At 73.2% G+C, this 19,204-nt stretch carries 21 protein-coding genes; 12 read left to right on the top strand and 9 right to left on the bottom strand.

The genetic code is table 11. The annotated features are described in order from the left end of the window. Positions 1–35: 35 nt before the first annotated feature. Positions 36–671, bottom strand: coding sequence for a nucleotidyltransferase domain-containing protein (locus tag ACLJT4_RS24520; RefSeq protein WP_411125210.1), 636 nt, complete (start codon positions 669–671; stop codon positions 36–38). Positions 672–896: 225 nt separating this feature from the next. On the opposite strand from ACLJT4_RS24520, the gene ACLJT4_RS24525 reads away from it, so the two are divergent. Together ACLJT4_RS24525 and ACLJT4_RS24530 are read left to right on the top strand one after the other, a co-directional pair. Beyond that, on the top strand, positions 897–2,156 hold the full coding sequence (locus ACLJT4_RS24525) for a sensor histidine kinase (protein WP_411125212.1): 1,260 nt from the start codon (positions 897–899) through the stop codon (positions 2,154–2,156). A gap of 259 nt (positions 2,157–2,415) precedes the next feature. Beyond that, positions 2,416–3,024, top strand: coding sequence for an N-acetylmuramoyl-L-alanine amidase (locus ACLJT4_RS24530; protein WP_411125314.1), 609 nt, complete (start codon positions 2,416–2,418; stop codon positions 3,022–3,024). Between the two features lie 55 nt (positions 3,025–3,079). Here the strand turns inward: ACLJT4_RS24530 and ACLJT4_RS24535 are convergent, their stop codons facing one another. Then, on the bottom strand, positions 3,080–3,709 hold the full coding sequence (locus ACLJT4_RS24535) for a PadR family transcriptional regulator (protein ID WP_411125214.1): 630 nt from the start codon (positions 3,707–3,709) through the stop codon (positions 3,080–3,082). Between the two features lie 103 nt (positions 3,710–3,812). On the opposite strand from ACLJT4_RS24535, the gene ACLJT4_RS24540 reads away from it, so the two are divergent. Beyond that, a complete protein-coding gene (locus ACLJT4_RS24540) occupies positions 3,813–5,024 on the top strand; it encodes an FAD-dependent monooxygenase (RefSeq protein WP_411125216.1) in 1,212 nt (403 codons plus the stop codon). A gap of 21 nt (positions 5,025–5,045) precedes the next feature. Here the strand turns inward: ACLJT4_RS24540 and ACLJT4_RS24545 are convergent, their stop codons facing one another. Next, positions 5,046–5,981, bottom strand: coding sequence for a LysR family transcriptional regulator (locus ACLJT4_RS24545; RefSeq protein ID WP_411125218.1), 936 nt, complete (start codon positions 5,979–5,981; stop codon positions 5,046–5,048). Between the two features lie 74 nt (positions 5,982–6,055). Here ACLJT4_RS24545 and ACLJT4_RS24550 point away from each other — a divergent pair, with 74 nt between their 5' ends. The 6 genes from ACLJT4_RS24550 (at position 6,056) to ACLJT4_RS24575 (ending at position 11,982) form a co-directional block, all read left to right on the top strand. Continuing rightward, positions 6,056–7,069, top strand: coding sequence for a DMT family transporter (locus tag ACLJT4_RS24550; RefSeq protein WP_411125220.1), 1,014 nt, complete (start codon positions 6,056–6,058; stop codon positions 7,067–7,069). Between the two features lie 67 nt (positions 7,070–7,136). Beyond that, a complete protein-coding gene (locus tag ACLJT4_RS24555; RefSeq protein ID WP_411125222.1) occupies positions 7,137–7,760 on the top strand; it encodes a helix-turn-helix transcriptional regulator in 624 nt (207 codons plus the stop codon). A gap of 207 nt (positions 7,761–7,967) precedes the next feature. Next, positions 7,968–9,146 (top strand): DUF2306 domain-containing protein, encoded by a 1,179-nt coding sequence (locus ACLJT4_RS24560; RefSeq protein WP_411125224.1) that lies wholly within the window; start codon positions 7,968–7,970, stop codon positions 9,144–9,146. A gap of 124 nt (positions 9,147–9,270) precedes the next feature. After that, complete coding sequence (locus ACLJT4_RS24565; protein ID WP_411125226.1) at positions 9,271–10,239, top strand: hypothetical protein; 969 nt, start codon at positions 9,271–9,273, stop codon at positions 10,237–10,239. Positions 10,240–10,352: 113 nt separating this feature from the next. Beyond that, positions 10,353–11,099 carry a phosphotransferase family protein gene (locus tag ACLJT4_RS24570; RefSeq protein WP_411125228.1) on the top strand — a complete coding sequence of 249 codons (747 nt, stop codon included), beginning with the start codon at positions 10,353–10,355 and terminating at the stop codon, positions 11,097–11,099. A 451-nt stretch (positions 11,100–11,550) separates the two neighbouring features. Continuing rightward, positions 11,551–11,982 carry a hypothetical protein gene (locus ACLJT4_RS24575; protein WP_411125230.1) on the top strand — a complete coding sequence of 144 codons (432 nt, stop codon included), beginning with the start codon at positions 11,551–11,553 and terminating at the stop codon, positions 11,980–11,982. A gap of 82 nt (positions 11,983–12,064) precedes the next feature. Here ACLJT4_RS24575 and ACLJT4_RS24580 read toward each other — a convergent pair whose 3' ends face one another. Continuing rightward, a complete protein-coding gene (locus ACLJT4_RS24580) occupies positions 12,065–12,769 on the bottom strand; it encodes a hypothetical protein (protein WP_411125232.1) in 705 nt (234 codons plus the stop codon). A 62-nt stretch (positions 12,770–12,831) separates the two neighbouring features. Continuing rightward, positions 12,832–13,851 carry an AI-2E family transporter gene (locus ACLJT4_RS24585; RefSeq protein ID WP_411125234.1) on the bottom strand — a complete coding sequence of 340 codons (1,020 nt, stop codon included), beginning with the start codon at positions 13,849–13,851 and terminating at the stop codon, positions 12,832–12,834. 492 nt (positions 13,852–14,343) lie between these two features. On the opposite strand from ACLJT4_RS24585, the gene ACLJT4_RS24590 reads away from it, so the two are divergent. Both ACLJT4_RS24590 and ACLJT4_RS24595 read left to right on the top strand, forming a co-directional pair. Beyond that, positions 14,344–14,499, top strand: coding sequence for a DUF6131 family protein (locus ACLJT4_RS24590; RefSeq protein WP_016573617.1), 156 nt, complete (start codon positions 14,344–14,346; stop codon positions 14,497–14,499). Positions 14,500–14,628: 129 nt separating this feature from the next. Then, positions 14,629–14,976: an Ig domain-containing protein gene (locus ACLJT4_RS24595; RefSeq protein WP_233661226.1), complete on the top strand. Its 348-nt coding sequence runs from the start codon at positions 14,629–14,631 to the stop codon at positions 14,974–14,976. 40 nt (positions 14,977–15,016) lie between these two features. Here the strand turns inward: ACLJT4_RS24595 and ACLJT4_RS24600 are convergent, their stop codons facing one another. Then, entirely contained in the window at positions 15,017–15,985 is a 969-nt protein-coding gene (locus tag ACLJT4_RS24600) for a serine/threonine dehydratase (protein ID WP_411125236.1), read from the bottom strand. A gap of 249 nt (positions 15,986–16,234) precedes the next feature. Here ACLJT4_RS24600 and ACLJT4_RS24605 point away from each other — a divergent pair, with 249 nt between their 5' ends. Further along, positions 16,235–16,882 carry a hypothetical protein gene (locus ACLJT4_RS24605; RefSeq protein WP_411125238.1) on the top strand — a complete coding sequence of 216 codons (648 nt, stop codon included), beginning with the start codon at positions 16,235–16,237 and terminating at the stop codon, positions 16,880–16,882. A gap of 1 nt (position 16,883) precedes the next feature. Here the strand turns inward: ACLJT4_RS24605 and ACLJT4_RS24610 are convergent, their stop codons facing one another. From ACLJT4_RS24610 to ACLJT4_RS24620, 3 genes are read right to left on the bottom strand one after another with little or no spacing between them, the layout of a single operon-like run. Then, positions 16,884–17,090 (bottom strand): hypothetical protein, encoded by a 207-nt coding sequence (locus ACLJT4_RS24610; protein ID WP_411125240.1) that lies wholly within the window; start codon positions 17,088–17,090, stop codon positions 16,884–16,886. Further along, positions 17,087–18,496, bottom strand: coding sequence for an MFS transporter (locus ACLJT4_RS24615; RefSeq protein WP_411125242.1), 1,410 nt, complete (start codon positions 18,494–18,496; stop codon positions 17,087–17,089). The genes ACLJT4_RS24610 and ACLJT4_RS24615 overlap by 4 nt, the downstream gene beginning before the upstream one ends. Next, positions 18,489–18,935, bottom strand: a complete 447-nt coding sequence (locus ACLJT4_RS24620; protein ID WP_411125244.1) for a MarR family winged helix-turn-helix transcriptional regulator — start codon at positions 18,933–18,935, stop codon at positions 18,489–18,491. Before ACLJT4_RS24620 ends, ACLJT4_RS24615 begins: the two co-directional genes overlap by 8 nt. Positions 18,936–19,204: the final 269 nt, after the last annotated feature.

Here is a 19,204-nt window from a genome sequence, read left to right on the forward strand (position 1 = left end):
GCTCCGCCCCCGCCACCTGGTCCCCGGCCGGCCGCTCACGCCTGCAAGCGCGCGACCCATGGATGGACACACGCACGTCCGTCGGCCCGGCGGCCGTAGGTTCGTGTGAGGGCCTCGATCAACCACCGTCGCTGCGCCCCGTCGAGCACCGGCAGCGCCGCCGCGAAGTCCACTTCGTCCTTGGGGCGTGGCGACTTGGCCTTGTAGTAGAGCTGAACCTCGGGAGCCAGGAAGGGCACGTCCGCCGCCGAGGTCGCGCCCAACGCGCCGATCGGCCTGCGCACCCGGGCGTCGCGCCGGGACACCCACTCCGTTCCCTGGGACTCGTCGAGCATGACTTGGACGCGCCAGGGACGGTCGGGGCCGGGCCGACACCAGACGTCGTGCACGCCGAACGGCAGGAGCTCGCCCGGCGACCAGGGGCGCAGACTGCCCGGCGGATCGGCCGCCCACCACTCCCAACCGGCCAGCGCCCGCTGCACCGCCAACTGGTCCCGCCGCAGCACCAGGACGTCGAGGTCCCCGTGCGGGCGGAGCACCCGGCCCACCGCCAACTCCACGGCGATGCCGCCCGCCACCCACCACCGGACGTCCCGTCCGACGAACAGCGCGACGGCCTCGCTCAGCGAGGCCGGTTCCCAGTTGCCGAACGGTGCCTGAAGCCGTCTCATGTCCATCAGTCTGTACGGCGCCGTCGGGCGCACTGCCCCGACCGGTCCGCAGACCCCCTTCCTTACTGCCGATTTACGGCTTCTTTGAGCACTATGGGTACGTCTCGGCAACTTTCGTGTGCCTCAGGACACCTGAGGAAGAATCAAAGGACCAGCAGTGCGCCCACTCGTCATCCCGTTGTCCGTCCCTGCAGTCGCTTCATTGGGACAGCGGGGCTGACCGCCGTGACGACCTCTCCGCACGCCACCGCAGCGACGCCCCCGTCCGTCTCCCCCAAGCCCTCCCGGCGTCCGGTGCCCGCACCGCGCCGTCGTGCCGCACCGTGGTTGCGGCCGACCATCCGGATCCGGCTCACGCTGTTGTACGGCGGGATGTTCCTGATGGCCGGCGTGGTGCTGCTCGCGCTCATCGCCTTCCTGGCGGCCGACACCCTGAAGGAGGGCACTCCCGACTTCCGGGTCTTCGGCACCGACCTTCGGGTCAGCAACGTCAACTGCCCGATCCTCCCGATGTCCGGCACCGTCGACGAGATCAACAAGGCGATCAGCACCTGCATCCAGGACCAGCGCTCCCTGGCGCTGGGGCAGCTCCTCAACCGGTCGATGGGGCTGCTGTTGGGTTTGACGATCGTGGCGTTCGCGTTCGGTTATGCGATGGCGGGGCGGGTGTTGTCGCCGTTGGGGCGGATCACGCGGACCGCGCAGCGGGTGGCGGGGTCGGATCTGCACCGGCGGATCGAGTTGGGGGGTCCGGATGACGAGTTGAAGGAGTTGGCGGACACCTTCGACGAGATGTTGGACCGGTTGGACCGGGCGTTTGAGTCGCAGCGGCGGTTCGTGTCGAACGCGTCGCATGAGTTGCGGACGCCGTTGGCGATCAATCGGACGTTGTTGGAGGTGCAGCTGGCCGATCCGGCGGCGTCGGCGGAGGTGCAGCAGCTGGGGAAGACGTTGTTGGCGACCAATGAGCGCAGTGAGCAGTTGGTGGAGGGGTTGCTGCTGCTGGCGCGCAGTGAGAACAAGATCGTGGACAAGCGTCCGGTGGATCTGTCGGAGGTGGCGTCGCAGGCGGTGGATCAGACACGGGAGGAGGCGCAGGCCAAGGGGGTGGAGCTGCGGGGGGTGCGTCAGCAGGTGTTCGTGCAGGGCAACGGGGTGTTGTTGGAGCGGATCGCGTTGAATCTGGTGCAGAACGCGGTGCGGTACAACGTGCCGGAGGGGGGCTGGGTGGAGGTGACCACCGAGCCGCACCCGGGGTGCGCGGTGCTGGTGGTGTCCAATACGGGTCCGGTGGTGCCGGCGTATGAGGTGGAGAACCTCTTCGAGCCGTTCCGCCGGCTGCGCACCGAGCGGACCGGCAGCGACAAGGGCGTCGGCCTGGGCCTGTCCATCGTCCGCTCCGTGGCCCGCGCCCACGACGGCACCATCACCGCCCAACCCCGCGAGGGCGGCGGCCTGGACATGCGCGTGGTGCTCCCCCTCTGACACCCCCGTCGCGGACCGTGGAGACTGGCCCGGCGGTCGGCGGGCCACCAACCCCGGGCGCCGCGGTCCCCGGCCGACGGTGAGCCGTGTCGAAGTCGGGACGCAGCACAGGTCGCGGGTAATTTGCCGGTGGGCGCTCCGGCGTTCCGCGTGCGTCGCAGGTGCGCGGACGCGTCGGACCGCCCGTCAGACGTCGAGGTCCGAGGGAGCTTCCCGCGATGCGTCCGTGCCGCTCCGTTTCCCGTGGGGCCGGTCCGCGATGACCGGCGACGAGCGGGCGTTCACCCGTCGGCGCCTCGTGGCCGGGGTGGCGGCACTGGCGGCGACCACGGCCTGTGCCGACTCCGGCGCCCCGACCCCGGACACCGGCAGCGAGCCGCCCGGCTATCCCGGAGCGCAGTGGGTCCCCGCCGACATCACCAACTACACCCCCGCCAACCGGCCGAGCAGTCACCCGGTGCAGTTGGTGATCGTGCACGTCACGCAGGAGACCTTCCCGGACACCCTGATGCTCTTCGGCCGCCCCGGTTACCGTGCCTCCGCGCACTACACGGTGCGCTCCGAGGACGGCCACGTCGCGCAGTGCGTGCGCGAGCACGACGTGGCCTGGCACGCCGGGAACGCCCGGTACAACTGGCGCAGCATCGGCGTGGAGCACGAGGGGAGGGTCGACGAGCCCCGCTGGTTCACCGACGCGCTCTACACCCGGTCCGCGGCCCTGACCGCCGCGATCTGCCACCGCTACCGCATCCCCGTCGACCGCCGGCACATCATCGGCCACCACGAGGTGCCCGGTGCCGACCACACCGATCCCGGGCCGCTGTGGGACTGGGCGCGCTACATGCGCCTGGTGGCCGCCGCCTTCTGAGGACCGCCGGCCCGGGACGCCGGCGGTCCGCTCAGCCGCTGCGCCGGGTCGGGGCTCAGCTCCGTTCGGCGGTGTCCGCGTCCGGTCCCGAGGTCTCGTCGAACGCCGCGAGGAGTTCGCGGGACCAGGTCAGGCTGCCGTCGCGCAGGTCGTCGACCACCCCGCGCAGCCATCGTTCCTCGGCGCCGAGGACGGCGAGCAGGTACTCGTTCTCGATCAGCGTGATGCGCGGGAGGCCGGCCGGGACGTCGGCGGTCTGGCGCTCCAGGGCGGTGCGCTGGGCGGTGATCCGGGCCAGCCGCCGCTCCAGGATCGGCGCCACCTCGTCGGGAGCGAGCAGCAGCGCGCTGGACAGCGCCGCCGGGAACACCGGGAACTCCGCCTTGGGCACCGCCAGCATCTGCTCCAGCCACTCGCGGGTGGTCGCCCGGCCCGCGTCGGTGACCTCGTAGACGGTCCGCTCGGGGTACTGCTGGTCCCGCTCGGTGTGCCGGACGGCGATCAGTCCCCCGCTCTGCAGCCGCTCGATGGTGCGGTACAGGCCGGCCCGCTGTCCGACGTTGACCACCTGCTCCTTGCCCCACTGCTTGAGCAGTTGCTGGATGCCGTACGGGTGCAGCGGGCGGTGGTGCAGCAGCACCAGCACGGTCAGGCCGAGCGGGGAGCTCTTCACGGGGGCGGTCATGCGGGTCATCGTAGTCATCACACGAACTAGTTGCACTGATACTAGTTGTTTTGCAACTATGTGCTGCATGAGTCAGAACCAGGCACATCCTGTGGGAGGGGTTTTGCGCGACAACGGCGACCGCGTCGGTCACGGCGGGGGCATCCGGACGGCACTCGTCATCGGGGGCGGGGTGGCGGGCCCGGTCGTGGCCCTCGCACTGCGCAAGGCGGGCATCACGGCGACGGTCCACGAGGCGTACCCGACCGCCGCCGACGGCATCGGGGCCTGGCTGGGCCTGGCGCCCAACGGGCTGGCGGCGCTGGCGACGGTGGGTGCCGACGCGGCGGTGCGGGCGGCGGGGCAGCCGGTGCCCGGGGTGGTGATGGCGGACGGCGCCGGCCGTCAGCTCACCCGCTTCGACGGCTTCCCCGAACTGCCCGCCACGATGACCATGCCGCGCGACCGGCTGTTCCGGGCGCTGACCGACCACGCGGTCGCCGAGGGCGTCCGGTTCGCGTACGGCAAGCGGCTGGTCGGTGCGGAGGAGACGGCCGACGGCGTCACCGCCCGCTTCGCCGACGGGACCACCGCGACCGCCGACCTGCTGATCGGCGCCGACGGCATCCGCTCCACCGTCCGCACGCTCATCGACCCCGCGGCGCCCGCGCCGGAGTACGGCGGGATACTGAGCTTCGGCGGCTTCGCGGCGGCGGACAGCGGCATCGAGGCCGACGTCGAGGTCTCCCCGGGCACCATGTACTTCGCGTTCGGCCGGGCCTTCATGGGGTACTGGCGGGGCCCGGACGGGCGGCTGATCTGGTTCGCGGGGCTGCCCACGGACAACCCGCCGAGCCAGGAGGAGTTGGCGCGGGTGCCCGCCGCCGAGTGGCTGGACCGGCTCCGCGCCCTGTACGCCGGCCACGTCCCGGGCGAACGGCTCCTGCGGCACACCGCCCCCGACGCGCTGATGGTGGTCGGCCGAATGGAGCGCATGCCGTCCGTGCCGCACTGGCACCGCGGGCGGATGGTGCTGGTGGGTGATGCGGTGCACGCGCCGTCCTCAAGCTCCGGACAGGGCGCCTCGCTCGCCATCGAAAGCGCCGTCGAACTGGCCCGTTGCCTGCGCGACCGGCCCACGTACGGCGAGGCGTTCGCCGCCTACGAGGCGCTGCGGCGTCCGAGGGTGGAGGCGATCGGGCAGAGCGCCGCGGCCGTCAACAAGGTCAAGGCGGGCAAGAGCGCGGCGCCCGGGCCGGCGTTCCCGGCGCCCGAGGAGATGTTCCGGGCGCTGCACTTCCACCGGATCGACTGGGCGGCGACGGTCCCGGCGTGACCCGGCCGGCCCCGCTGCCGGCTACGCCGTGCCGCCCTCGCCGTGCGTCGTCCCCGGCACGGCGGCGAGGGCGGCCAGGCAGGCGCGGACCGGCGGGCTCTCCGCACGGGTGGGCCAGGCAACGCGGATGTCGCGGCGGAGGGCCGGCCGCACGGGGAGGAACCGGACGTCGGGCGGGGCCGGTCGGCGGGACGTCGCAGGCACGAGACAGGCCGTCAGGTTACTTGCCACCAGGGTGAGTTGGGTGAGGTGATCGGCGAGGACGTAGCGGACGTCGGGTTCGACGCCGCGGGTGCGGAGCGCCTGGACGAGGGCCTCGTACGCTTCGGTGCCTGGCGGGCAGCACGCCCAGGCGGTCGCGGCGAGCCCGTCGAGGTCGGCGCGGGCGGTGAGGTCGAGCACGGCGCGGTCGGCGAGCGGATGGCGCACGGGCAGGGCGACGTAGACCTCCTCGGTGACGAGGGTGCGCAGCGCGACGCCTTCGGGGACGGCGAGCGGGCGGGGCGCCCAGCTCTCGACCAGGAGCAGGTCGAGGCCGCCGTCGACCAGGCGGGGCAGGAGTTCGACGGCCTCGCCGTCGACGACCGTGGGGACGAGGCGGGGGTGCGCGGCGGCCAGCGCGGCGAGCGCGTCGGGCAACAGGGCGCGCACCGCACTGCCCACCCCGCCGATCCGCAGGGGCCCCAGCACCTCGTCGTCGAGATCTGCCAAGTCGGCCTGCGCGGCCGCGAGTTGAGCGATCAGGCGGTCGGCGTGGGCGGCCAGGACCCGGCCGGCGTGGGTCAGCCGGACGCTGCGGCCGTGCGGCTGGAGGAGCGGGTGGCCCGCCTCGCGTTCGAGTTTGGCCAGCTGCTGGGAGACGCCGGAGGGCGTCAGGTGCAGGGTGCGAGCGGCTTGGGCGATCGATCCGTGCGTGGCGACGGCGGCGAGCGCCCGGAGCCGGTCAATGCTGAACACGGTACGGATGCTACCGATTATTGGGCTTGAATCATTGCTTTTTGTTTATGGTTCGGGCCGGCACAGTGGATGTCATGACGAGTGGAGACGAGGTGTCCGCGGCGACGTCGGTATCGGTTCCGGGAGGGGTGTCGGCGCGCGTCCGGATCGGGTCCGGCGGCGCGCGGCGGTGGCCGGTACCGGGCGGCCGGGCCGGGAGTCCCGTGGTGCTCGTCGTCGCGGGGTCGGCGTGCATCTCCGCGTCGGCCGTGTTCATGAAGCTCTCCGGGACCAACGCCGGTACGGCGGCCTTCCTGCGCTGCGCACTGGCGCTGTTCGTCCTGGTTCCACTCGCCTGGCGGGAGGTGCGGCGGATCGGTCCGCGGTCGCTGCGCCACCAGTTGATGGACCTCGCCGCCGGGGTGCTGCTCGGCGTGGACATGGTGTTCTGGGCGGCCAGCGTGCTCACCGTCGGCGCCTCGGTCGCCACCGTGCTGCTCAACGTCCAGGTGGTGGTCTTCCCCTTGCTGGCCCGACTGGTGTCGGGGACCAGGCTGTCGGGGCGGTTCGTGCTGATGGCCCCGCTGATGTTGGCCGGGGTGGCGCTGGCGAGCGGGGCGATCGGACACCCGCAGGCCGGCAGCGACCCGGTCGCCGGAGTGGCGTTCGGAGCGGCGGCGGGGGTGGCGTACGCGGGCTACCTCTTCCTGATGCGCCTGGGCGGTGGGCGGGAACACACCCTCCTGCCCGTGTGCGTCTCGACCGCGGCGGCCGCCGCGACGGCGGCGCTGATGGGCGGACCGTGGACCGGGATCACCCTCAACCCCGGCTGGCCGGCATGGGGTTGGCTGATCACCCTGGCCCTCGTCGGGCAGGTCCTGGCCTGGCTGTTGATCACCTCCGCGCTGCCCGGGCTGGCGCCGAACGTCGGTGCCGCGCTGCTGCTGCTCCAACCGGTGATGGCCTTCGGCCTCGGCATGGCGATCGGGGAACGCCCGACCCTGACCCAGGCCGCCGGCTGCGCCCTGGTGGTCGCGGCGGTCTGGCACAACAGCCGACCGCGGCGGGCGCGGCGTCCGTCGCCCGGGCGACGGCCGGCACGCGGGTGAGGCGGCGGCACCCGGGCCGCCCCTGGGCGCGCCCCGTCCGGACGCGGCACCGCGATACGGTCACGGCATGGCTGATTCCCGCAGGGCTGATCCCCGCCTGACCACGCCGTCGTTCCTCGTACTCGGCTTCGTCCACCAGTTGGGCGAGGCCAGCCCGTACGACGTCAAGGTCGAGGCCGCCCGCACGGTGGCCCCCTTCTGGTCGATGCCGCACGCGCAGGTCTACGCGCAGTGCGACCGGCTCGTCGCGGCGGGCCTGCTGTCGGAGTCCCGACAGGCGGGCGGACGCAACCGGCGGCTGCTGAAACTGACTGCGGCGGGCGAGGCGGCCCTGACGGAGTGGCTCGCCGACTCGACCTTCGTCCCCGTCGAGGCGCGGGAGCGCGGCATCCTCAAGTTGTGGTTCGGCGGCCGGCCGGAGGTCCACTCCCCCGTGCAGCTCGACGCCCACCGCGGCACGCTCGCGGACTACGAGCAAATGTCCGCGAGCATCGGGGAGTTGCTGACGCGCGGGCAGCGCGAGGCACTGGAGTTCGGCATCCGCTACGAGCGGATGATGATCGACTTCTGGCACTGGGTGGAGCAGCGGGGGGAGGGGGACGCCGACCGCGGCAGCGGCGCCGAGGCCCGCGGGGGCACCGACGCTCCGCACCACCGGGAGGCCGAACTCCGGGACGCGGAGAGCCAGTAGCGTCGACTCCGACGGCGCTCCCCGCACCTCCCGTTTCGCCCGCGACGTCACAAGTGTCCTACTGGCGCGTAAAGAAGGGCCGCGTTCCCCATTGACCGCGGCACCGATCCCCCCTACCTTCACGACAGTCCATTTGGGACCATCCAGTAAGGACCATCATCGGCCGCCGGGCCAGTCAGGGGCAGGGCCGCGATCCAGGGAGTCGCCATGAACCGTCCGCGGGGGGCCACTTGGCGCCGCACGGCCACCATCGCCGTGGTCGTCGTCTGCGTGGGATACGCGCCGATCGCGATGACCGAGCTGTGGCCCTACGCGCACCGGGGCGCACCCGACCTCGGCAGGTGGCTGCTGGGCCGGGCGGTGTCGCCGCAGTACGTCGCCGACGCCCTGGCCACCCGGATCGGTCCGTACGGGCGCAGCCTGGCCGCGATGATCCTCCACTCGGTGTTGGGCGGCCTGCTGATGCTGCTCGGCCCCGTGCAGCTGCTCTCGGCGATCCGGCGGCGCATCCGGCTGCACCGCGCCCTGGGTGTGGTCTTCGCACTGACGGTGTACGCCTCGATGGCGGGCGCCGCGGTCTACTTGGCGCGGACCGCGCCGGGCGAGGCGTTCAGCGGTCCGGCGTTCTGGATCGTGCTCGCCACGATCCTCGTCGGCACCGTCCTGAGCGTCACGTTCGGCATCCTCGCCGCCGTCGGCGGCCTGCCCGACCTGCACCAGCGGTGGATGTTGCTGTGCTACGGCTACCTGATGACCGCGCCGCTGCTGCGCCTTGAGTGGGGCGCGCTTCCGGTGCTGCTGCCCGGGCTCTCCATGGAGGACGTCAATCGCGTCGCGATCATGCACCTCGGGTCGGTCGTGGTCTTCGGGGCGCTGCTCGCCTCGCGCGCGATGGACAAGCGGGACGCCGTCCCCGGGGTAGGCGGCACGTGGGTGCCGACGCCGGTGCTCGTCGCGGCCCATGTGGTCGGCGTGGCCGGGCTCATCCGGATCGTCGCGTCGAGCGCGGGGTGGGGCACCGCCGGACACCGCCTGCTCGCCGCCTATCTGGTCCCGCTCCTCGCGGCGTATCTCGTCATGGTCGTCCGCCAGCGGCGGGCGGGCCGGGACGGCAGGAGTTGGGCGCGTGAGGAGTGGCGGCTGCACCTGGTCGCACTGTGCCTGGCCCCCCTCTTCTCGGCCACCGCGGGCCTGCTCTTCGAACGCTACGTGGGGCTGGACCGGCGCACGGCGCTGGCCGCCGGGATCGCCATCGGCTGCGGGATGTTGGCGTTCGTGGCGACCGCCGTGGTCAGTCTGCGGGTCATGTTCGCCCGCGAGGTGTGCAAGCGGGAACGAGCGGCCGTCTCCCCTCAGGCGGACCGGGATCCGTCCCCGGTGGCGTGAACCGGCCGACCGAACCGCCCGCTCGGCATCGCGCCCGTGGGACGCCCGCGCAGGGGACGGCCGGCGGTGCGGAGACGGCAACGGGGAAACCGTGTGGCGACGACAGCAGGGAAACGGAGTACGCATGACGGAGCCAACGGACGCCTCGACGGCCGCGGAGGAGCCGGTCGTCCGCCCACCCGCGGCGGGCGCGCCGGTGGAGCACCCCACCGGCGGACGCGAACTCACGGTCGGCACCGCGATGTTGGCGTCGACCGTGGGCGTGGTCAGCGCCCTCACCGGGGCCCTGCTCGCCGTCGTCAACCTCACCGGGCACACCTTCGGTGCCTGGCGGTCGCCCGAGTCCCTCAGCCCCGGGCTGATCGGGGCGGCCATGCTGGGCGTCACGCCCGGCCTGTTCGCCGTCGGCCGAGCACGTGCCTGGGAGGAGGTCAGGACGCTGCTCCTCCCCCTCGTCGTCGTCCTCGTCGGGCTCTTCGCGGTCAGCGTGCGCAACGGCGGTGAGCTCCAGGCGGTGCGCGGCGGCCCACTCTTCCTCGTCCTGTTCAGCCTGGGCTGGGTGGCCGTGTTGGGGCTGCTCGGCCTCGGCGCGCTGCTCTGTCTGCTGCGGCAGTACCTCAAGCCGGCCCGGCCGAGGGGAGAGCGGGGCGTGCCGCTGCCCGGCTGGTCCAAGCCCGTCCTGGCCGTCCTGGGTTCGGCCTGGTTCGGCATCGGGGCGGGGTTGCTCGCGCTGCCCGGCTTCTGGGCCGACTTCGTCCCCTGGACGGTCGGCCGGGCCGACGCCCAGGCACTCGGCGTCTGGGCCCTTGCACTCGGCATCGGCGTGCTGGGCTCCCTGGCCGAAGACGACCTCGACCGGACCCGGCCGGCGTTGCTGGCCCTGCCCGGCGTCGCACTCGCGGTCGCCGTCGAACTGGCCGTCCATGCCACCCGGGTGCACTGGGGTTCCGGCGGTGGACCGGCGCTGCTCAGCATGGTCGGCGGGCTGCTGGTGGCGGGCGTGACCGGTCGGTGGCTGCTGGCGCGCGGCCCGGCGGCGGGGCCAACGGTCGAAGGCCAAGAACTCCGCACAGACGTGGCGGACTTGACCTAGTCAGAGGTCGGTGTCACGCACGGGGCCGCCGGGCATCGGAACACGGTCAGCCGCGTGAGCGCACACGATAAACCCGGCGACATCGGCGATCATCCCCGGGATACTGGTCGCCCATGGACGAGGTCACAGTCGTTGTCGCCCATTCCGAGCGCGCGACCCTGCGCGTCGGCGACGTGTTCCTGAAGGTGGACGCCGATCAGGCGCGCATCGACGTCGAGGTCGAGGCGATGTCCCTCGCGCCGGTCCCGACCCCGGAGATCCTGTGGCGCAAGCCGCCCGTGCTCGCCGTCGCCGCACTCCCGGGGACGACGCTTGGGCGCCTCGGCGGGCCGTCGACCGGGTCGCCGGCGGCGTGGGCCGCGGCGGGTGCCGCCATCCGGAAGCTGCACGGCGCGCCGCTGCCGCCCCAGCCCGGCCGGGCCGGCCGGAGCATCGTCGCACTGGCGGCGGAACTCGACGACGAGTGCGAGTTGCTCGTGACGAACGACCTCCTGCCCGCTGACCTGGTCACCCACAACCGCCAGGTCGCCGAGGCCGCACTCCGGCCGTGGACTGCGGCGTTCACGCACGGCGACCTGCAGATCGCGCACGTCTTCGTCGACGGCGACGAGGTCACGGGCATCATCGACTGGTCCGAGGCGGGCCAGGGTGATGCCCTGTACGACCTCGCCACCTTCACGCTCGGACACGAGGAGCACCTCGACGACGTCCTCGCCGGCTACGGCACCGACATCGACCTCGACGTGATCCACGCATGGTGGTCGTTGCGAAGCCTGCTGGCAGTTCGCTGGCTGATCGAGCACGGCTTCGACCCGTTCGCGCCGGGCTGTGAGGTCGACGTGCTGAGATCCCGGATGTGAGGCTGCGCGGGCCCGACCGCTACGCACGCGCCCCGACGCATCGAGCAGGCCGTCCCCCGGGGCGCATCGCCTGCCCCTGCTCTCGACAAAGCGCGGTGCGCAGTCGTCGCCGGCAGACGGCGGCGCAGCCGAGGGCGACGAACGCGTGGTGGACGTCGTCGCGGATCTCCCGGCGGGTACACAGGCGGCGGAACCACCGGCCCGTCGCGATCGCGTACCCGCCCGTCGACGGATTCACCGGGCCCCGGGCCGTGGCCCCGGGCGGGCGCGTCGTGCGGCTGAACCATATGGTCATCGAGCGCGTCTTACGCACCGCAACCCTCGGCAACCCCCATCCCCCAGTCCCTCTCCCCGTACACGGCCCCTCCCCCGTAGCCGCCGGCCCGCACCGCGCCCGAGAGAAAACCGGGAGTACATGTCCCCGCACGTTCGTCGCCGTTCCCTCGGCACCGTGTCCCTCACACTGGGCGGGCTCGTCATGGCCTGTCTCGTGATCGGTGGCGGGCTGTGGATCAAGGACCACACCGTGTGGTTCAAACGGATGCGGGGCGGCAATGCCTGGTCGCTGACCTACCAGGCAGGTGTCGTGGGCGGGCAGGGCCACGCCGCCGCCGTCCGCTACCGGTTCAACCCGGACCGCTTCGAACCGGCCCACCTCATCAAACGGCTCGGCCGCACACCGCTCCCATGGAGCCGAAACGTGCTGGTCAACACCGGGGAGCCGGCCCGGATAGAGGTGCAGCCGGAAGGGGACGCGGTCGCGACGTGCCGGATTCTGCTCGACGGCATCCGCGTCGTCGCCGACGGGAAGTCCCCCGGCCCCGGCCGCCCCGCCGTGTGTCAGGTGACGACCAGCAGCACGCCGGAGAAGTGGCCGCGCTGACCGCGGTCGCCCCGTCGGACGGCCCCGCACACCGCGCTGCGCCGCACCGGGCTTCACCGACCGGCCGTGGTGCCCGACCGGCTCAGCCGCCCTCCGGCCCCCCGGCACGGCGGGTGGGAACGTAGCGGGTCGCCAGCTCGACGGCCTGTGCGGCCAGCGGTCCCAGCTCCGACTCCTGGCGTGCCGCGGCCCGCGCGAGGCGTGCGATCTCCGCGGCCCACCCCGCGGCCGGCTCCCCCGCCGCGTCGCGGGCGCCGGCCTCCCCCGCGGGGGGTGGTTCGCCGATGCGGGCGAAACCGCGGTCGAGCAGGCCACGGGCGTCCTCCGGGCGGTGCCTGGCCAGTGCCTTGACCGCGCCCACCGCGTTGGCCAGGGCGCTGGCCGGCCGCGACCAGGCGTCGTCGCGGGCCCGCGCCCGCGGGTTGTACCGGTCGTAGTCCGGGTCGTCCGCGACGGACTCGGCCCGTACGGACAGGTCGAGCCGCCAGAACAACGGCAGCTCGGCGAAGCGGACGAACAGCAGTCGGCGCCGGTCGGAGTGCCGGTAGTCGGGATCGCACCGCACCGCCGCGACCGGCCGGACCCGCCCCAGCACGTCCGCCACCCGCGCCAGGCACGCCGCGAACGCCTCGTCCGGCACCACCCATTCGACGTCGATGTCGCTGAAGTGGTCCGCGGTGCCCGCCGCCAGCGAGCCCAGCAGCAGCGTCCGTGAGCCGGAACAGTCACGCTCCAGGACGGCGCGCACCGCGTGCGTCAACGCTTGTCGGTCCGGGTCGGGGTCCATGGTGGACAGCGTAGGGGGCGGCGGAACGGCCAAGGGGCCGGCGCGGGTGCGGAGCTCACGGGCTAGCGGCGCAGTGCCCCGTACACCGACCACACCACCGACACCAGCGGGACGGCGACCACCGCCCCGAGCACGCCTGCCGTGACGCCGCCGCAGATCACGGCCAGGGCCACCACGACCGGGTGCAGGCTGACCGCGCGGCTCATCACCAGGGGGTGCAGGACGTGTCCTTCGAGCTGCCCGATGACGACGATGAGCAGGACGACGGCGAGGGCCACCACCGGGCCCTTGGCGGCCAGGGCCACCACCGCCGCCACGGCCAGGGCGACCGGCGAGCCGATGAGCGGCACGAACGCGGCGAAGAACTCCAACACCGCCAGGGGCAGGACCAGGGGCACACCCAGCAGGAAGAGGGCGCAGCCGACGAGGACGGCGTTGGTCGCGGCGATCAGCACGATGCCGCGGGTGTAGCCGGTGAAGGTCGTCCACGCCGCGGTCCCGGCCGTGCGCACGGTGCCGCGTCCGCGCTCCGGCAGCTGGCCGCCGAACCACACCCACATCGGGCCGCCGGAGTGCAGGAAGAAGATCGAGCAGAACAGGGCCAGCACGCCGACCGTCAGGACCTCCGCCAGGCGGCTCACGCCGCTGACCGCGGTGTTGATCAGATTGGCACGGTTGGTGGACACGAAGTGCGAGACCCACTCCTGGAAGTGGGCGAGGGAACCGTGCTGGAGGTGGAAGGGCGGGCCTTCGAGCCACCGCTCGATCCGCGCCACGCCGCCGGTGAACACCTGCCGCAGGCCGGGCCACTCGTCGGCCACGTTGGCGCCGATCAGGCTGAGCACGCCCAGTACGAGCACGATGCCGAGCAGCAGTCCGGCGGTGACGGCCGCGGCGCGCGGCAGCCAGCGGTCCAGCAGATCGGTCAGGGGTTCCAGGAGCGCGGTCAGCACCAGGCCCAGGAACACCGCCAGGGTGACCAGGTGGAACCGTCCCAACGCCATGAACACCACGTAGACCGCGGCACCCACGACGAGCAGCCGCCACCCGTAGGCGGCGGCCACCCGCAGCGGCCTGGGCACGACGACGGCCTCGCGCAGTCGCGGGCCCAGGGTCCCGTCGGCCGGCCGCCCGGTCGGCGGCCGTCTCCGGTGCGGGACAGCCCGTCGCGCCGTGGTCGCGGCATCCCGCGAACGGCGGCTCGGGCGGGCTCGGCGGGCTCCGTTCGGCACTTCGAGCCGCCACCTCCTCCCGCCCACGGACCTCCTCGGGAGCCCTCCTGCCACGGGCCCCGGAGTGACCGGTAACCGCGGGCGACGGGCGTCGAACGCGACCGGCCGGTATTCCCTCGAAGGCACCCGGCCGGGCTGGGTCCGTGGGCGGCGCGCCGCCGGGCCGCGGAGGGTACCGCGGGGCGCGGCCGAAGTCGCGCGCGACCCGGCCCGGCCGGCCCCGCCGACAGCGCCCGTGACCTGCTGTTTTCCGTGCGCTCCCGGCACGCGCCGGAGAAGTTGCCGTTGCTCCGGCCGAGGCACACAGTGAAAGGGAACATTCCCACGAGATCGGAGCACGTCGTGGTCGTTCTCGGCATCATCCTGCTCATCATCGGCTTCCTGACCGGCATTTCCATCCTGTGGACGATCGGCATCATCCTGCTCGTCATCGGGGCGGTGCTGTGGCTCCTGGGCACGTTGGGACACGCGGTCGGCGGGCGCCGGCACTACTGGTAGCGACGGGCGCGGCCGCCACGCCCGTCACGTACGAGCGCGCCCCAGCAGGCTCCGGAACGGCTTCGGCCGATGTTCCGGAGCGTCGTCGAAACCGCGCGGAGTGCGCAGTCAGGTCAGGAGACGGACGGTATGAAGGGGGAAGAGGTGCACCGTCGGACGTACATGATCCTGCCGGCCGGTGGGACCGGGCAGCACGCCGTTCACCACGGCACCTTCGCCCACCCGCTGAAGGCCCGGGTGGTGGACAGCGAGGACCGGACGCCGGTGACGGAGCTGCCGGTGACGTTCGCCTGGGACACCATGAGCCAACAGGCGCTCTTCGAGGGCGCGCAGGAGACCGTCACCGTGCTCACCGACCCGCAGGGGTACGCCGAGACCCCTCCGCTCGTCGCCGGTGACGCGGCCGGCACGGCGAGCTTCGCCGTCACGGCGGCCGGCGCGCCCCCGGTCCACGTCGAGATCACGGTCGATCGCTGAGCCGGCGGACGACCGGCGAGCCCGTGGGCCCGTGGGCCCGTCAGTCGACCAACGTCCGGACGTCGGTGTTGGCGCCGCACAGCACGATGCCGGTCGCCCCGCCGCCACGCTCCCGGCGGTCGTCGTCGGGGCGGTGCCGCCAGGCGTCCCAGGCCGCCAACGCGGTGGCCGCCGCGTGCTCGACCGCGATGCGGTGCTCCGCCCACAGCGTGCGGCGGGCCCGGACGATCGCGGAGTCGGGCACGGTCACGCAGTGCACGCCGTCCTGCTGCGCGGCGTGCAGGGCACGTGCGGAGGCGCGCCGGGCACCCAGCGAGTCGGCAGCCACCGAATCCACCGTGACGTCGACCGGCCGGCCGGCCCGCACGGCGGCGGTCAAAGCACAGCACTCCTCCGGTTCGGCGGCGAGGACGCGGATGCCGTGCTGCTGCGCGGCGGCCGCCACGCCGGCGAAGAGTCCGCCGCCGCCGACCGCGACAACGATCGTGTCCAGCTCCGGCACCCGGGCCCGGAACTCCTCCAGCACCGTTCCGGCACCGGCGGCGATCAGGACGTCGTCGTAGGCGTGCGAGGCGAGCGCACCGGTCGTGGCGACGAACTCCTGGCAGGCCGCCTGCGCCTCCGCGTACTCGCTGCCCACCAACCGCACCTCGGCCCCGTACACACCCAGTCTCGCGACCTTCACCTCGGGTGCCGTCTCCGGCAGGAAGACGGTGGCGGGCACGCCCTGCTGACGTGCGGCCCAGGCGCAGGCCAGTCCCGCGTTGCCGCCGGAGGCGATGGTGACGCCGGCGGCCGGCAGCGTGCCGGCCGCCCGGTGGGCCAGCAGGAAGTTCTGGGCGCCACGGGCCTTGAACGACCCGGTGTGCTGGAGGTGCTCCAGCCCCCACCACACCGATCCGCCGCCCGGCGCCGGCGCGTCGAGCGGCGCGACGACCAGCGGCCGCACCTGCCCGGCGATCCTGCCGGCCGCCGCCGTCACCTCGTCGTAGTGCAGAAAGTCGTTCATCCCTCACCCATGGTTCTTCTCGCGTCGAACGAACCGATCCCGAACCGTCCACCCTACGCAGCGCCACGAACCGCCTGACGGGAACGCGGACCTGCGGTACAAAAGTCCCCATGCACCGCATTCCCGTCTGCGGCCCGGAAGGCCCCCCGCGCGTCCGGCCCGACGCCGCGCGCCCCTGACCGTGTGCGGAAGCGGGCCGCCGGCCGGATCGCGGTACCGGCGGCGGGCGGCCCGGCTAGGGTCGTCGGCATGGGCGGTTTGCGGGTGGTGCTCATCGGAGGGACCTCGAACGTCGGCAAGTCGACGGTGGCCCATGTGGTCGCGGAGCGGCTGCGGTTCGCGTACCGGTCGACGGACCGGCTGGCCCGGCACCCCGGGCGACCGTGGCGGACGCCGGAACGGGACGTCCCGCCGCACGTCGCCGAGCACTACGCCGCGCTCCCCCTGGACGAGCTGATCGCTTCCGTCCTCGACCACTACGCGCGGCTCTGGCCCCGCGTGGAGGACCTGATCACCGCGCACGCGTCCGGCGCGGAGGCCGCGACGGGGCTGGTCCTGGAGGGTTCGGCGCTGTGGCCCACCCGGGTCGCCGGGCTGACCGTTCCGCACACCGCGGCCGTCTGGCTCACCGCCGAGGAAACCGTCGTGCGCGGCCGGGTCCACGGCGCCGGCCACTACGCGGAGGCGACGGCCGGGGAACGCCACCTGATGGACAAGTTCCTTGCCCGGACCGGGCGTTACCAGTCGCTCATGCTGGCCGAGGTGCACCGCCTGGGCCTCGACCACCTCGACTCCGGCGACGGCCGCTCGCCCGAGGAGCTGGCCGACGCGGTCCTGTCGACCGCCGCGGCGCAGCACGCGGTCGGCCGGTCGTCAGCCGAGGGCCGTCCGCGCTAGCTCAGGCGACGGCGCCGAGGGCCCGTCCCCACTCCTCGACGTGGCCGGCCTGGAGGTCCATGAGCAGCAGGGCGGTACGGGACAGGGGAGTCGTGGAGTTCCTTCTGCGTGGGGACGGCGATGGGTGGGCGTGGGCGTGGACGTCTCGCGGTGCGGGGTGCGAGCGAGGCAGGGGCGTGGCGACCTGGTCGGAGTCTTCGGGGGTCACTGGGCGGTCGGCGTCGTCGCGCGGCCGAGCGTGCGGTCGAAGACGGTCAGGAGGAGGTAGAGCACGCCGGCGCCGAGCATGACCCAGGCGAGGTGGTGCATGCCGCCGGTGTCGACGCGTCGGCCGAAGGACGCGGCGGTCGCGGAGGAGGCGACCATCGAGCCGACGTACGCGAAGGTGCGCAGCAGTCCGGCCGAGGAGGCGGTGCGTTCGGGGTCGGCCTGGAAGTAGACGGAGTTCTGCAGGGCCAGGTTGTTCAGCCCCTGCGGGACGCCGAAGACCAGCGCGACGAGGAGCAGCGTCCACAGCGGACTCCGTCCGGACAGCGTCAGCATCACCAGGCAGGCGACGATCTGTCCGACCGCGCCGACGAGCAGCTTCCCGCGCACGCCCGGGCGCCGTCCGCTGACGACCGAGACGCCGATCGCCATCAGGAACATGGGGATCTGGACCAGTCCGGCGTGGAACGGGGTCAGTCCGAAGCCCTCTTCGGTCCACTGGCTGAAGCCGTAGAGGAAGGCGTAGGCGACGACGTAGGCGACGAGCGCGCGTCCGTAGGTGGCCAGGAGCGGCCGGTTGCCGCCGAGTACCCGCAGGTCGATGAAGGGCGTGGCGGCCCGCAGTTCCCGGGCCGCGAACGCGCCGCCCGCGGCGACGGCGATCACCAGCAGGTACCAGTTGCGCAGGTGCAGGTTCATCAGGAACAGCAGCAGCGAGACGAGCAGCGCGGCGAACAGGGCCATGCCGGGCAGGTCGAGTTGGGCGGCCAGGCGGCCGCGCGGCGCCGGCCGGTCCGTTCCGGCCGGTCGGGGCAGTCGGAGCAGCCCCAGCAGCACGGCGGCGACGGCCAGCGGGACGTTCAGGGCGAAGGTGGCGCGCCAGCCGCCCACCGCGATCAACACCCCGCCGAGCAGCGGACCGACGACGGCGACGGTCTGGTTGGCGACCGCCAGGGCGGTGAGCACCCCGCCGGGGCTGTCCCGTCCGGTGCGCTCGGCTTCGCTGCGCAGCAGTGCCATCGCGGCGGGGTAGCCGGCGCAGGTGCCGAACCCGAGGAGGACGCGGGCGACGATCAGCACCCCGAGGTTCGGTGCCAGGGTGCCGACCACGCCGGCGAGGCCGACGAGCGCGGTGCTGAGGAGGAAGAGCCGGCGCGGTCCGAAGAGGTCGATGAGTCGTCCCACGACCGGCTGTCCGAGCGAGGTGGCCAGGTAGAGGGCGGAGACCAGCCAGGCGGTCTGCGAGGCCGGTGCGCCCAGGGCGACGCCGATGGGGACGAGCGCGACGGAGATGATCGTGGAGTTGATCGGGTTCAGGACCGAGCCGAGCATCATGGGCGGCAGCAGCCGCCGGTCGAACCCCGGCTTGTCGGTCCCTCGTATGGCCCCCGTCGTCGCCTCAGTCATGGGTCAGTCGCTCCAGTACGGTCATGGCGGCGATCACCGCCCGGCGTTCGTCCTCCGTGCACTTGGCCTGCAACTGGCCGGCGAGCCATTCCGTCCGGGCCTGTCGCCCCTCCTCCACCCGACGCTGGCCCTCCGCGGTCAGGGTGATCAGCAGGCGTCGTCCGTCGTCGGGGTCGGGGTTGCGCTGGACCAGTCCCAGCGTGGCGAGCGCGGCGACGGTGGCCGTCATCGATTGGTGCCGCACCCCTTCGACGGAGGCGAGCTCGCTGGCCGTGACGCCTCCCTGGTCGGACAGGCGGGCCAGCACCGAGGCCTGGCCCAAGGTGATGTCCTCGGCCTGGGAGGCGTTCAGGATGCGGCGCCGCAGCCGGCTGATGACGGCACGGACGTCGCGCGACGCCTCGATCGCCGAGGGCGACGGGCTCGGGTTCTCGCTCATGCCCCCACCGTAGTGTCCACAGGCTTAGCTGTACAGTTTTACCTGCATGATCTGCCGGATACAGGGGCGGGGACGCGGCGGCGACCTGATCGCCGAGCGGCAACGGCTCCGGCCATACGCGACGGCCCCGAGGCGGGCCTCGTCCTGCCGCCCAGCTCACCGCCGCCGGCGAGCTGGGCGGATACCACCTCCTGCCCGCGGCTCGGGCCCGCCCGCAGGCTCGCGGAAACCACCGGTCCGTGATCGGCCCGTGCGGTGCGCGCCACCTG

The sequence above is a fragment of the Streptomyces sp. x-19 genome (assembly GCF_046549115.1).
GTDB lineage: Bacteria > Actinomycetota > Actinomycetes > Streptomycetales > Streptomycetaceae > Streptomyces > Streptomyces albulus_C.

What these genes read in the sequence shown, in the direction of transcription:
- ACLJT4_RS24555 (WP_411125222.1), top strand. Translation starts at nt 7,137, where the DNA reads ATGGCTGATTCCCGCAGGGCTGATCCCCGCCTGACCACGCCGTCGTTC.
- ACLJT4_RS24605 (WP_411125238.1), top strand. Translation starts at nt 16,235, where the DNA reads ATGGGCGGTTTGCGGGTGGTGCTCATCGGAGGGACCTCGAACGTCGGC.
- ACLJT4_RS24595 (WP_233661226.1), top strand. Translation starts at nt 14,629, where the DNA reads ATGAAGGGGGAAGAGGTGCACCGTCGGACGTACATGATCCTGCCGGCC.
- ACLJT4_RS24570 (WP_411125228.1), top strand. Translation starts at nt 10,353, where the DNA reads ATGGACGAGGTCACAGTCGTTGTCGCCCATTCCGAGCGCGCGACCCTG.
- ACLJT4_RS24530 (WP_411125314.1), top strand. Translation starts at nt 2,416, where the DNA reads ATGACCGGCGACGAGCGGGCGTTCACCCGTCGGCGCCTCGTGGCCGGG.
- ACLJT4_RS24560 (WP_411125224.1), top strand. Translation starts at nt 7,968, where the DNA reads ATGAACCGTCCGCGGGGGGCCACTTGGCGCCGCACGGCCACCATCGCC.
- ACLJT4_RS24580 (WP_411125232.1), bottom strand. Translation starts at nt 12,769, where the DNA reads ATGGACCCCGACCCGGACCGACAAGCGTTGACGCACGCGGTGCGCGCC.
- ACLJT4_RS24550 (WP_411125220.1), top strand. Translation starts at nt 6,056, where the DNA reads ATGACGAGTGGAGACGAGGTGTCCGCGGCGACGTCGGTATCGGTTCCG.
- ACLJT4_RS24620 (WP_411125244.1), bottom strand. Translation starts at nt 18,935, where the DNA reads ATGAGCGAGAACCCGAGCCCGTCGCCCTCGGCGATCGAGGCGTCGCGC.
- ACLJT4_RS24615 (WP_411125242.1), bottom strand. Translation starts at nt 18,496, where the DNA reads ATGACTGAGGCGACGACGGGGGCCATACGAGGGACCGACAAGCCGGGG.
- ACLJT4_RS24600 (WP_411125236.1), bottom strand. Translation starts at nt 15,985, where the DNA reads ATGAACGACTTTCTGCACTACGACGAGGTGACGGCGGCGGCCGGCAGG.
- ACLJT4_RS24535 (WP_411125214.1), bottom strand. Translation starts at nt 3,709, where the DNA reads ATGACCGCCCCCGTGAAGAGCTCCCCGCTCGGCCTGACCGTGCTGGTG.
- ACLJT4_RS24565 (WP_411125226.1), top strand. Translation starts at nt 9,271, where the DNA reads ATGACGGAGCCAACGGACGCCTCGACGGCCGCGGAGGAGCCGGTCGTC.
- ACLJT4_RS24520 (WP_411125210.1), bottom strand. Translation starts at nt 671, where the DNA reads ATGAGACGGCTTCAGGCACCGTTCGGCAACTGGGAACCGGCCTCGCTG.